Origin of the sequence: Amycolatopsis arida, assembly GCF_900115565.1 — a bacterium.
In the GTDB taxonomy this organism is placed as follows: Bacteria; Actinomycetota; Actinomycetes; order Mycobacteriales; family Pseudonocardiaceae; genus Yuhushiella; species Yuhushiella arida.
This window is the reverse complement of record NZ_FOWW01000003.1, coordinates 90478-103372: the sequence shown is the minus strand read 5'-3', so window position 1 is coordinate 103372 and position 12895 is coordinate 90478. Positions and strand designations below refer to the sequence as shown.

Annotated in this window: 8 protein-coding genes; 4 read left to right on the top strand and 4 right to left on the bottom strand. The window is 70.1% G+C overall.

All coding sequences use genetic code 11. From position 1 onward, the window contains the following. The gene (locus BM051_RS09865; RefSeq protein ID WP_092529790.1) at positions 1 to 1248 is read left to right on the top strand and encodes an acyl-CoA dehydrogenase family protein; all 1248 of its coding nucleotides are present in this window, start codon (positions 1 to 3) and stop codon (positions 1246 to 1248) included. A gap of 828 nt (positions 1249 to 2076) precedes the next feature. On the opposite strand, the gene BM051_RS09860 is transcribed toward BM051_RS09865, so the two are convergent. The 3 genes from BM051_RS09860 to BM051_RS09850 all read right to left on the bottom strand — a co-directional run bounded on the left by BM051_RS09860 (position 2077) and on the right by BM051_RS09850 (position 6636). After that, on the bottom strand, positions 2077 to 2892 hold the full coding sequence (locus tag BM051_RS09860; RefSeq protein WP_092529789.1) for a TetR/AcrR family transcriptional regulator: 816 nt from the start codon (positions 2890 to 2892) through the stop codon (positions 2077 to 2079). Positions 2893 to 2901: 9 nt separating this feature from the next. After that, on the bottom strand, positions 2902 to 4884 hold the full coding sequence (locus tag BM051_RS09855; protein WP_092530341.1) for an SDR family oxidoreductase: 1983 nt from the start codon (positions 4882 to 4884) through the stop codon (positions 2902 to 2904). A gap of 144 nt (positions 4885 to 5028) precedes the next feature. Beyond that, positions 5029 to 6636, bottom strand: a complete 1608-nt coding sequence (locus BM051_RS09850) for a putative glycoside hydrolase (RefSeq protein WP_243859475.1) — start codon at positions 6634 to 6636, stop codon at positions 5029 to 5031. 847 nt (positions 6637 to 7483) lie between these two features. Between BM051_RS09850 and BM051_RS09845 the strand changes: the two genes are divergently transcribed. Next, the gene (locus BM051_RS09845) at positions 7484 to 8587 is read left to right on the top strand and encodes a hypothetical protein (protein WP_134046113.1); all 1104 of its coding nucleotides are present in this window, start codon (positions 7484 to 7486) and stop codon (positions 8585 to 8587) included. 727 nt (positions 8588 to 9314) lie between these two features. Then, complete coding sequence (locus tag BM051_RS29770) at positions 9315 to 9638, top strand: hypothetical protein (protein WP_243859476.1); 324 nt, start codon at positions 9315 to 9317, stop codon at positions 9636 to 9638. A gap of 282 nt (positions 9639 to 9920) precedes the next feature. Here the strand turns inward: BM051_RS29770 and BM051_RS09835 are convergent, their stop codons facing one another. Next, on the bottom strand, positions 9921 to 10844 hold the full coding sequence (locus BM051_RS09835; protein WP_092529787.1) for a peptidoglycan-binding protein: 924 nt from the start codon (positions 10842 to 10844) through the stop codon (positions 9921 to 9923). 261 nt (positions 10845 to 11105) lie between these two features. Between BM051_RS09835 and BM051_RS09830 the strand changes: the two genes are divergently transcribed. Further along, positions 11106 to 12866 (top strand): glycoside hydrolase domain-containing protein, encoded by a 1761-nt coding sequence (locus BM051_RS09830; protein WP_092529786.1) that lies wholly within the window; start codon positions 11106 to 11108, stop codon positions 12864 to 12866. Positions 12867 to 12895 lie beyond the last annotated feature (29 nt).

The window sequence follows — 12895 nt, the reverse complement described above, 5'->3', positions numbered from 1 at the left end:
ATGATCGAGTGGTCCGAGACCGACGAGCTGATCCGCGAGGCGATCCGGGAGTTCGTCGACAAGGAGATACGGCCGCATGTCGACGCGCTGGAAAGCGGTGAGCTGCCGCCGTACGACATCATCCGCAAGCTGTTCACGTCGTTCGGGGTCGGCGCGATCGCGTCGGAAGCGTTCGGTGAGCTGGTCGAGCACGAGAAGCGCAAGGCCGCCGGTGAGCGCTCGGGCGGCCGGCGCCCTGGTTTCGGGATGGAGTTGAACGGCCAGGAGGCGCTGGCGATGGTCGCGATCTCCGAGCTGTGCGGGGTGTCGATGGGGATCGTCACCGCGATGGGGGTGAGCCTGGGGCTGGCCGCCGGGACGATCATGACCAGGGGCACGCTGGCGCAGAAGGAGCGGTGGGTGCCCGGGTTGCTCACGTTCGAGAAGGTGGGCGCGTGGGCGATCACCGAGCCGGACTCCGGGTCGGACGCCTTCGGCGGGATGAAGACCAACGTGCGTCGGGACGGGGACGAATATGTCCTCAATGGACGGAAGACGTTCATCACCAACGGGCCCTACGCCGACACGATCGTGGTGTACGCGAAGCTGGACGAGGGCGACGGCACCGACCCGCGGGACCGCAGGGTGTTGACGTTCGTGCTCGACGGCGACATGCCCGGGGTGGAGCGGTCGAGGCCGTTCCGGAAGATGGGCATCGGGTCCTCGCCCACCGGTGAGTTGTTCTTCTCGGACGTGCGGCTGGGCCGGGACCGGTTGCTCGGCGAGACGGAGGAGCACCGTGGCGGTGACGGCCGGGACAGCGCCAGGGAGAACTTCTCCCTGGAGCGGTTCGGGGTGGCGGCGATGGCGCTCGGCGTGATCAACGAGTGCCTGCGGCTCAGCCTGGACTACGCGCGCCGCCGGACGCTGTGGGGGCAGGAGATCGCCCGGTTCCAGCTGATCCAGCAGAAGCTGGCGAGGATGGAGATCGCCCGGCTGAACGTGCAGAACATGGTGTTCCGCGCGATCGAGACGGTGCGCGCGGGGCGGCTGCCGTCGCTGGCGGAGGCGTCGGCGATGAAGCTGTACTCGTCCGAGGCGGCCACCGAGGTGGCCATGGAGGCGGTGCAACTCTTCGGCGGCAACGGCTACATGGCCGAGTACCGCGTGGAGCAACTCGCCAGGGACGCCAAGTCGCTGATGATCTACGCCGGCAGCAACGAGATCCAGGTGACCCACATCGCCAAGGGCCTACTGACCGCCCGCTGACCCACGCCCCGAAGCACGAGATCTACGTGCGAGACGGCGAGACCTGCGTTCGAGACGGCGAGATCTACGTTCAGGGTCGTGCGGGTTGCGTGGGTGGCCCGAGTTGCGCTGGGTTGCGTTGGGTGGCGCGGGTTGCGCGGGTTGCGCGGGTTGCGCGGGTTGCGCGCTGAGGGTCGCGAGCCCTGCTGGCGGAGTGCTGAAGTTCCGCCGCTTCAGGGCACGATGTCCAGGTCCTGGCCGTGGGACCTGGTCGAGGATCGCGAGATCCACGGGCGGAGTGGGTTCGGTGTTCGGCACCGCGAGCCCTTCCGGGACACAGCGCGGCCGCCTCCTGACCGCAAGGCTCGCCACGGGGCCGCCTGCTGACCACCAAGATACCTCGTCGGGTCACCTTCGGCCCGACAAGGGCTCCCCGTCGGGCAGTGGCTCCGCTGGTGCTCCGTGGTCCTCCGGATCACTGCGTTATCCCGTATTCGGACCGAAAGTTCCCCCTTCAGGATGCGAGTCTCCTGCGCGGGCCAGCGCGCGCCACCCAGGTAACCCCTGGTCGGAGCGCAATTCCTGGTTTGTCCACACCCACGCTGCGATGTGGACAACTCCCCTCGAGGAAGCGTTTTCCGAACAACCCGCCGGAGGTGGCCGCTAGACTGGAAGCGGGGCCGGCCCCCTTGGTGCGGGTGGGGGTGGGGGTAAAGGAATGGCTGCGATTTTCGAGTTCGCTTGGGGGTTTGGGACCGTCCCTTGTGGAGTTACGGCACGACCTGGGTGGCGGTCGGGACGAGGCCTCGGCGGTTGGTCGCCGAGGCCAGTGGCTCCGGTGGCGCTCGCTCAGCCGTGTGGCCGTGCGTCCGCGTTTGTGCGTGGCGCTGATACCCGAGCGCCCGAACGCCGGTCGCGGAACGCTCGATTGGCAGGGTGCCGTTCGCTCTCACCGGGCGTGACACTCCGCGCGGGGTCCGGGGCGAGGGCCGGGATCGGGAGCTGCTCCGGCAGCGGGCGGTCCGGGTCCACGGGGACACCACGCTCGCGGAGGAACGCGTCGAGCAGGGCCCACAGACCGCGCACCAGGTCGGCGGAGAAATCCGCGGCCGGCAGGTCTCCCGGCCGGGCCAACCATCGGCCCACCGACGCCTCGGTGAACGCCACCAGCCCGAAGCAGAACGGCTCGGTGCCCCGCCCGTCCCGGCCCAGCGTGTCCAGCGCACCCGTGAGCAGCCGGCTCAGGCTGAGCGCGAACGTCCCGGTCACGTCGCCCAACGCCGCCGACCGGCCACTGTCCACCCGGGAGCAGCGGCCGAGGTAGCGGTACAGCGGCTCGTGCGCGCCGAGCCAGCGCAGGATCGTGTCCACCGCCGAGGTGATCAGCTCCATCGGCGACCGGCCGCGCCGCCAGATCGGCGCGAGCTCGCCCATCAGCCGCTCGACGATCCGCCGGCACACCGCCTCCTGCAGGTCGGCCCTGTCCGCGAAATGCCGGTACAACCGGGTCCGCGCCACGCCGGCCCGCGCCGCGATCTGCTCGGTGAGCACGTCCGGCCCGTGCTCCTCGATCGCCGCGATGGCCGCCTCGACGAACTCCGCGCGCCGCCGCTCCCGCTGGCCCTCCCAGCGGGCCGCGCGCCCATCCCTGGCCGGTCCCGACACGCCACGAACCTACCGCGGTCGCCACAGCAGCCGGGCCACGGTGGCGGCCACGGCCACCACGGGGTGCCGCCGCGGCTCGAGCCTGCGGGTGTCCGGTGCGGTCTCCGGCATCGCCTGGTACGCGGCCAGATGGGTGAGCAGCCGCATGCTGTGTGGCGCGACCCGGTCGGCGAGGTCGGCCGCGGCACCCGCCGGCATGTTGATCACCTCGCGGCGCCGCTCCAACGCCCGGACCACCAGCGCCGCGGCCTGCTCGGCGTCCAGCGCCCGGAACCGGCGGTACACCTTCGCGCTCGGCGCGCTCATCGCGGTGCGCACCAGCGGCAGCCGTACCAGGCTGAACGTCACCCCTTCGGCGAGCAGGTCGCGCCCGGCCACCTTGCCGAACTCGTCGAGCGCCGCCTTCGACGCCAGGTACGCGGCGAACCGCGGCGTGTGGTTCTGCAGGCCCTGGGTGGTCACGTTGACCACGTGGCCGAACCGTTGCTCGATCATCGCCGGCAGCAGCGCGAACGTCAGCCGCAGCGGTGCGAAGTAGTTCAGCGCCATGGTTCGCTCGAAGTCGTGGATCCGGTTGGTGGACAGTGCCACCGACCGCCGGATCGACCGCCCGGCGTTGTTCACCAGCATGTCCACCGCGCCGTGCTCGGCCAGCACCCGCTTCACGGTCGCGTCCACGGCCTCCGGGTCGGTGAGGTCGCACGGGTAGCCGTGCGCCTGCCCGCCGGCGGCGACGATCTCGTCGCGCAGCGCGTCGAGCTCGTCCGCGCGCCGGGCGACGAGCAGCACGGTGGCGCCACGCCGCGCCGCCTGCCGGGCCACCTCCCTCCCGATCCCCGCGGACGCCCCGGTGATCATCACCCGCCGTCCGAGCAGCGGGGCGCCGTGCTCGGCCCGGCGCGCCCGGTCCACGTCGAGGTGCTCGGCCCAGTACCGGTACAGCGTGGGCGCGTACTCGGCCAGCGGCGGGCACTCGATTCCGGTTCCGGCCAGCGCCGCGCGGGTGGCCGTGGTGTCGAACTCCACCGGGCTGCTCAGCGCGGGCAGTACCTCGGCCGGGATGCCGACCTCGCGCAGCGCGGCGGTGAGCGCCTGCCGGCGCACCGAGCCGGGCCGGGCCAGCGCGCGGCCGGCCCGGCGCAGCGGTCCGGAGAGGTCCACCGGCAGGGTGCGTACCACCCGCGGGCCACCGGCGGCACCGGCGAAGGCGTTGTAGATCTCGTTCAGCGACTGCGACTCCGGCGCGGCGAGGTGGTAGGTGGCCCCAGACTCGGCGTCGGCGTGCACGAGGTGGACCATCGCCCGCACCACGTAGTCCACCGGGACCACATTGGACTTCCCCAGCTCCGGGGCGAGCAGCGGCAGCCAGGCGGGCAGGCGGGCGAGCCGGGTGAACGCCGGGAAGAAGTAGTACGGACCGTCCACCTTGTCCATCTCGCCGGTCCGCGAGTCGCCGACCACCGCGGAGGGCCGGTACACCCGGTACGGCACCCGGTTCTGCTCGCGGACCAGCTTCTCCGCGGCGAACTTCGTCTCGTGGTAGGAGGTGGGCAGCCGCTGGCCGAGGTCGAAGTCGCGCTCGGTGAACCGGCCGGGGTGCTCCCCGGCGACCGCGATGGACGAGACGTGGTGGAACCACCGTGCCCCGGCGCGCGCGGCGAAATCGAGCGCGTTGCGGGTTCCCGCGACGTTGGCCGCCTCGTTGACCGCCGGATCGGCGGTGAGGTCGTACACGGCGCCGAGGTGCAGCACGTGCTCCGGCGGCTCCGGCAGCGTGGCCGGGTCGACCCCGAGATGGTCCGCGGTGAGGTCGCCGACCACGGGCACCACGCGCTCGGGGTGCGGCCATCGCTCGGTCAGCTCCGCCAGTCGCGGCCGGGACCGCTCCCGGACCAGCACGTACACGCGGTCGCAGTCCGGCCGCTCCAGCAGGAGCGGCACCAGCCTGCGGCCGAGGAAGCCGGTGCCACCGGTCACGAAGTAGCTGCGCACGATCGCGGAGTCTAGCAAGTATCTGTGACGCGTTGTACCACTAATCTCGGCGGTGCCGAGGTCCCGGGGTGGCCTTGGCGGCGGTGCTCACCGCGATCGCGGGCGCGACGGGTAACCGAGGCCCGGCGACGCTCGACGGTGGACTCACCCCGCCGGCTGGAGTGCCGAGGAGTCGTAGCGACAGGCGGCGTTCCAGAGGAGGAAGGAGGACATCCCGTTGTCGCCGGCGGCGGTGATCTGGGCCTGGATCTCCGCGGGTCCGTAGTGGTGGCCCAGGGAGAACGCCTGGAGCCAGGGAATGATGGTCACGGCGGTGCCCTCGACGAGATGGCCGAAGTCGGCCAGCGAGCGGTGAACGATGTCGTAGGGCTGGGCGGGTGGGTTGGCGACCCCGTACTCGCCGGCGCCCCAGTGAGAGGGGTAGACCATGGGGGCGATGTAGTCGACGTGGTGGGCCATGGCGGAGATGTCCTGGCCGATCTGGGTAGGCCGGGTGGCGGCGATGCCGAACACCGAGGCGCCCAGGAAGGCACCCTGGGCGCGGACCGGGTGGCGGGTCTGCCGGAGGAATTCCGCGATCGAGTGTTCCGGTGTGTCTTCCAGGCCGGGGAAGACCATCTGCGCGATGGGGCCGTCCGGGCGGCGTACGTAGTCGTAGAGGATGTCGTCGAAGCCCAACTCGGCGGCCTCGGTGGCCAGGTCGATGTTGTACTGCCGCACCTCCGGGTGGGCGAAGTTGGTGAAGGCGTACTGGCCGTAGTGCGCCGACCAGGGCCGGCCGTCGGTGGTCTGCACCACCCGGTCGGTCTGGCCGCCGCGCCAGGAGGCCGCGCCCAACAGCGGGTCCCGGAAGGCGACCAGCCGGGCCACCACCCGCACTCCCATGGCGTGCAGCTGGCTCAGCGTCTCCTCGGCGTCGTAGTAGCCCTTGACCGCGCCGACCTCCCGCGCCAGCGGGACCTGGGAGTCGTAGCCGACCTCGCCGCTCTCGTCCTTGATGTCGAGTTGGACGGTGTCGATCCGGCCTTCGCGGATCATCTGCAGCACCGGCTCCCGCAGGCTCGGCGAGCTCCACGCCAGCGCGGACATGTGCACCGCCCGCATCCCCGGATGCCGTACCTGCACCGTGACGTCCCGCTCGGCGACGTTGCCGGCCTCGTCCCGCGCCACGACGTGCGCCACCGCGGGTGGCCGCGGTAGCTCCACGGTGAACTCGTCGCCCACCAACCGCGCCGGCACGTCGTCCACCGTTACCGCGCTGGCCTGCCGCGCGCGGCCCCGGATCACCACCGGCCCGCGCAGCGACTCGGCCTGCACCGGGTCCGCCACCTCGAGCTCCGGTGGCGTGGTGTCCACCCGGAACCGATGCGTGACCTCACGGGCCGGCAGCAGCGGGAGCGCCCGAGGAACCCGCACCACCAGCGCGTGCTCCCCGTCCTCGAGCCGACTCACGTCCACCACCAACCGGTCACCGTCGCGCTGCGCGGCCACCGGTCGACCGTCCATCAACACCTGCGCGTCGCTTACCACACCCGTCACCCGGAGCGTGCCGCCGGCCAGCACGTCACCTGGGGACCCGGCGACGGCGACGGTCGGCCCGGGCACCACCATTCCCACCACCAACGCCGCCACGACGCCCACCAGGGCGATCACCCCACCCAGGAGCAGGCGGGTGGCCAGCGGTCGGCGCCGGGAAGGCTCGGCGTCGGGGTGGTCGGCGCCGCCGGGCTCGTCGCGATCTTCGAAGTTCACCGCTACCCCCTTGTCGGAGAGATGCGCCGCCGGAAGCACCCGGTGGGAGACTTCCGGAAAATCGGCCGGACCCGCCACGCGCACGGGCGACCAGCCCAGTGTCATGCGGTGGAGCGGGTGCGGCAAGCGGACGACCCGCTGTGGACGGCGGGTCCTCGGCTGGCCACCTGGCCATGTCCCGGCCCGGGACCAGGACTGCCGGAAGTTCCCCCGATCGGGGATGGGGAAATGGCCGCCGATGGTTCGGATCCGGTGGCGCGCGTCGGCGCCATCTGCTCGGACGGCCGTCCAGATGCCTGGAAAGGCGGCATTTTGGCAGACGGACAACAGTCTCGCCGGTTACCGGAAGAGTGCGGTGAACACCAGCACCACGGATTACCGTTTCGAGTGGTTTCTTTCGGTAGTGGGGGGACAACACTTCGAACATGTCGAAGCAGTGCTTAAGCTTGGCGCGAGGGCGACAACCTCATCGTGGAGGACCACCCGACGGGACTGCGAGCAGTCGGTCGGGCGTCGAGTAGCAAACGACAGATTGGTTCAACATATGTGAGATACCGAGTCAACTGTGTGGACAGCGGAACCAAGCCGGAGGCCCGGAGCCGTTGCCGCGGCCCGGGCGGCCGGAGTGAACACAGGGCCTGGCCCCTCCTCGTACCGTGGAAGTCTGGAGTGACCAGGCCCTGCTCTGCTCACCGAACAGAGAAGGGATTCTTTCATGCGAGTAGTTCAACGCGCCATCATGACCGGAGCGCTTACGTTCCTGGTGGCGCTTGGCACCGCCGGTGTCGCGTCGGCGGGAGACTATACCCGGACCTCCGTACCGTGGTTGCACCCGGGTGTTAGCCCGGTGTCCGGAAGCCACGTGGGCGGCGGCTGGGTCAAGGTCTCGGTCGACACGGGCGACGACACGTTCGTGGACCACGACAATGTGTACCTCGACGGCGTGGACTACGGCCCCGTGTACGTGGACCACGCGGACTACAGCCCCGTGTACATGGACCACGTGGACTACCACCACCCCATCTACGTGGACCACGTGGACTACGACAACCACTACGTCGTCGGCGACTGCAATCGGGACTGCTACCACAAGCGCCCGGTCGTCAGGCCGTGCGATCACAAGGTGTGCGACCACAAGCGGCCGATCGTGAGGCCGTGTGATCACAAGGTGTGCAACCAGAGGCCGTGTGATCACAAGGTGTGCAGCCAGAGGCCGTGTGATCACAAGGTGTGCGACCACAAGCGCCCGATCCGGGACTGCGACGACCGGGACTGCCACACCTCCGGGACCCTGCCCACTCTCTGGGGCGGTATCGGGTACTGGAAGCAGTCAACGGCGGTTGATGACGACGGCATCGCGACGCACCAGGTCGGCTCGCTGGCTGGCACGCGTGGTACCGCGCACTGGAACCACTCGGCCGCCGCCGGTATCGACGGTGCCTCGATGCACACTGTGAAGTCGCTGGCCGGCACGCGTGCCAGTGCCTTCAAGAGCAACTCCGCCGCGGCCAGCGTCGACGGTGCCGCGACGAACAGCGTGAAGTCGATGGCCAACGAGCACGGCAGTGCGTACGGCAGCTTCTCCACGGTGGCCGGGATCAACGGTGCGGCGACGCACAAGGTCGGTTCCACCGCGAGTGACGCCGGTAGCGCGCACTGGCAGAAGTCGACCACCGCTGGTCCGGCCGGTGCCGGCACCCACAAGATCGCCTCGGCCGAGGACATCCTCGGTAACACCATCGAGCGCGAAGGTGCCACCGCTGCGGGCCCGGGCTTCGCCGGTGCGGCGAAGGCCAGCAACCGGGATGCCGTGACCACCGAGCCGGTCGTCGCGGCCGACGTGAGCAGCACCAGCATGGAGAGCGTCGACTCGGCCGACGCCGACGCCGAGGTCATGGCGGACGCGGAGATCGAGATCGACAGCGACGACGAGGAGGACGAGGAGGAGTAGTCGCGCCTCCACTCGTGCCCGGCTCGCCGGGTGCGAAATCGTGAACCCTCAATGAGCAGTGGGCCCCGGTCGATGGACCGGGGCCCACTTTCGTATTCGCTCCCGTGTAGGGCGACGGCGACGTGACGGGAAGCAGCGCCGCCGATACCAGATGTCTTTGCGTGCCCGCAGCTCGCTGGGCCCCCCCTTGGCCGGAGCCTCCTCAATCATGACCCGACCGAGTGTGCTCCACGATCGCGCGTGAGCGGGCGCCAGAGGGGGCTGCCGCACGTGGCGGGTGTGGCCGTTGCGAAGCGGGTGAGTGAGAGCAGCCCCTCTGATGGGCCACGCCGGCCGTCCACGGGCACCCGACTCAGATCATAGCCGAGTAAAGAACACCCGAACAGGTAGTGTGTGGACGGTAGATGGTTACAGTTTGCTAGCGGTTCGAGGTATCGGCAGTATGACGCGAGTCGCGTCCCATTACTGTCCGTAGATAACCGCCCTGTCGGTTATCGGGTCGGATCGGCTACTCCAAGCGTTCTAGCTGCGATGTTTGTCGGGCTGCCCTCGCCGGTCAACTCCCGCTCCCGCTCGAGAGGGCCGATATCTTTCATCCCTTTCGGTTACAGCTCCCTCTTCGTGTCGGATGTGCGGCCGATCGGGACGGTGTTGTAGTCTCATCGCCACCGGCAGACAAGATAGCTGTCGTACTCAATCCTATTGATTGCTGTGTAGGGAGATTTCAGTGTTCAAGAAGGCTGCAGTTGTCGCCGCTACAACGGCTGCGCTGATGATGGCTGGGTCGCCGGCTTTCGCGCAGGATGGCAATGACGACAACCACATCCAGCCCCAGCTCGGGCTGCTCAACGTTGCTGACGTCCTGAACGACCTGGACATCGGTCTGTGCGACTGGGATGTCAACATCCTCGCCATCGAGCTGGACGAGGTCCTGAACGACCTGGGCCTTAACATCCCGATCCTGTCCCCGGGCTCGGACGCTTCGGACGTCACCTCCTGGTCGAAGTTCTGCGTCGCCGACACCCACACCTACGTCGACGACGGCCACTGATTCGGCGTCGAGGTTGAACTCGCTCCGAAGCAAGCACAACAGACCAAGACCAGGTCATTCGGAGTGTAGGTAGCGGCCAGCCGCGCGGAGCATTTATCGCTCCGCGCGGCTGGCTTTTTGTCGCCCGATTCTCGCCCGCGGCCCCGTCGTGCTGCCGCCGCCGGGTGGGGCCCGCGGCAGCCCCACCCGGACACTCCTCTGCCACCGGACCAGGGGCAGGCAGCTGGACCGGCCGTGCCGGCGAGGGCGCCACAGTCGCCCGGGCGCGGGTTACGACGGGGATCAGTAGAAGCAGCCGGTAGTCGGTAGGGAACCGACGGAGGGCACCGGCTTGCCGTCGTAGATCGCCAGCAGCAGCCGCTGCGGGCAGACCAGGGTGCCGTTGCGCTTGATCTGCAGGTGCAGGTGCGGTCCGCTGGTCCGGCCGGTGTTGCCGGAGTAGCCGATGAGCTGGCCGGCCTTGACCTCGCCGCTGGCCACCGCGGCCTGCCGGAAGTGGCAGTAGGTGTAGACGCCGCCGTCCTTCGCGTTGACGGTCACGCCGTAGCCGCAGCTGCCGGTGTTCGGGATCTTGGTGGCGCTGCCGCCGTTGACCGCGTACACCGGGGTGCCCGAGGACACCGGCAGATCGATCGCCGGGTAGTCGTGGTGCGGGTCGTCGTACTCACTGCGCGGCAGCACGCTTTTGGCGACCGGCAGCGAGTACCCACCGACCGCGCCGGCACCGGCGACCAGCTCGCGCCAGGTGCTGGTGTTCACCACGCCGTTCGCGGTGAGCCCGTTGGCGCTCTGGAACTTCTTCACCGCCTCGGTCGTGGCCGCGTCGAACGTGCCGTTCACGGTGAGCTTGGCGCCGTGCTTGTTGAGCTGCTCCTTCGCGGCGGTGACCGCGTGCCTCGCGGTGCTGCCCTCCGCGACCTCGACCACCAGCTTCGGCCAGGTGTTCGGGCCGACGATGCCGTCGGCGTCCAGGCTGTTCGCCCGCTGGAACGCCGTCACCTGGTTCTTGGTGTTCGGCCCGAAGTCCCCGTCGACGTCGGTCGCGAAACCGTGGTGGGTCACCAGGTGCTGCACGGTGCGCACGTTGGTGCCCTTGTGCCCGCTCTGCACCAGCGGCCAGCTGGCGGCGTTGGCCACCCCGGACAGGCCGATCAGGATCAGGGCCATGGCGAGTACGCCGGCGGCCACCGTAGTCACTCTTCTCATCGAGACTCCTGGAATGAGGGTCGGAAGACGGCGCCAACGAATCACGCGGCGCGGCGACCGGTCAACGCGAAGACAGAACCCAACGAAATCCTAAACTCCCTCACCGGAAATTGTAGGTCCTGGTCAGGCGGCCGGAGGGAAAGGTTAACAAACGGCGAGATAGTCCGATTGCCGGCTGGTTTCCCGGCGCGCCGCGGCTAATGTCCGTCCCGCCGCGCCGCGTGCGGCCGGTGATTGTCCACGTTGGCGAGAGGACACCCGATGTCATATTCCCTGCGAATCGGCGCCGCCGCGCTGGCCGTAGCCGGCGGTGTGCTGGCGGCCACCGGCCAGGCCATCGCGGCGGCCCCGAGCGCCGCCGCACCGGCCGGCACGACCGTCGACTACCGCGGCTTCTCCGTGGAGGTGCCCGCCGGCTGGCGGGTGGTCGACCTGGAGCGGGCCCCGAACACCTGCGTGCGGTTCGACCACCCGACGATTTACCTCGGCCACCCCGGCGACCAGACGAACTGCGCCGGCGGCGCCGTCGGCCGGGCAGCCAGTTTGGTGGTGCGGCCGCTGGACGGGCGGGCGCTGGCGGCGGCCGAGGGCGACCCCGTGTCGGCCGAGCCGGGCAGCGCCCGGCCCGCCGACGCGGCACTCGACCCGGCCGGCCCGGCCTGGCGGGACGGCAGCTTCGAGCTCGCCGTGGAGGGCGCCGGCGTGCTGGTGACCGCCGTGCACTCCGGGTCCGACGCCGCCGAGGTCGCCGGAGTGCTGCGCACGGCCGAGCTGACCAGCGCCGCCCGGCCGGCGCCGCGGGCCCAGCGCGCCGAGGGGGAGTCCACGGCCGCGGCGGTCGGCCCGCAGCCGGGGACCTACCGGGGCAAGGGCTTCGACGCCTGCGCCGCACCGTCCAACTCGGCGATGGACGCCTGGCTGTCCTCGCCGTACCGGGCGATCGGCGTCTACACCAGCGGCAGCGTCCGCGCCTGCGGCCAGGGCAACCTCACGGCGGACTGGGTGGGCCGGCAGGTCGGCAAGGGGTGGCGGCTCACCCCGATCCACGTCGGCCCGCAGGCGCCGTGCACCAACTTCCGGACCAAGTTCTCCAGCAACCCGAGCACGGCCAAGCAGCAGGGGGTCGCGGAGGCCGACACCGCGGTCGCCGCGGCGAGGAGGCTGGGCCTTCCCGCCGGCACCGCGATCTACCTCGACATCGAGGCGTACTCGCGGACCAGCTCCTGCTCGGCCGCGGTGCTCTCGCACACCTCCGGCTGGACCGAGCGGCTGCACCAGCACGGTTACCTGTCCGGGTTCTACTCCAGCGGCGCCTCCGGCGTCACCGACATGAACAACCACTACGGCAGCCGCACCTACACCCTGCCCGACCACATCTGGGGCGCGTGGTGGAACGGCAATGCCGACACCGACTTCGGGTCCTACCTCGCCGCGCACAAGTGGGCCGACGGCCAGCGGATCAAGCAGTACGCGGGCGAGGTCACCGAAACCCACGGTGGCGTGCGGATCAACATCGACCGCAACTTCCTCGACGTCAAGGCGGGCAACCCGCCGAAGCCGAGCGCCTGCACGACCGCGCGGCTGGACTTCGCCACCTACCCCACGCTGAACCAGGGCGCCACCGGCGCGGCGGTCACCGCGGCGCAGTGCCTGCTCCGCGCGGCCGGGCACAGCACCGGAGAGGGTGACCCGAGCGGCACCGTGGACGCCGGCACGATCGCGGCGGCCAAGGCGTTCCAGACCAAGGTCGGGCTGCCGGCGAACGGCACGATCGACTCGCACACCTGGACCGCGCTGCTCTCCCGCGGCACGACGCCGCAGATCCAGAACGGCGCGCAGGGCGAGGCGGTGACCCGGCTGCAGCGGGCGCTGAACGCGGCGACCATGGCCAAGCTGGACATCGACGGGATCTTCGGCCCGGCCACGGAGTCGGCGGTGAAGAGCTACCAGTCCTCACGCGGCCTCGGCGTGGACGGCATCGTCGGACCGAACACCTGGAAGGCCCTGCAGTCGGGCAAGTGACGTTCCCATCGAGACCACAAAGGACAGTC

What these genes read in the sequence shown, in the direction of transcription:
- BM051_RS09865 (WP_092529790.1), top strand. Translation starts at nt 1, where the DNA reads ATGATCGAGTGGTCCGAGACCGACGAGCTGATCCGCGAGGCGATCCGG.
- BM051_RS09835 (WP_092529787.1), bottom strand. Translation starts at nt 10,844, where the DNA reads ATGAGAAGAGTGACTACGGTGGCCGCCGGCGTACTCGCCATGGCCCTG.
- BM051_RS09830 (WP_092529786.1), top strand. Translation starts at nt 11,106, where the DNA reads ATGTCATATTCCCTGCGAATCGGCGCCGCCGCGCTGGCCGTAGCCGGC.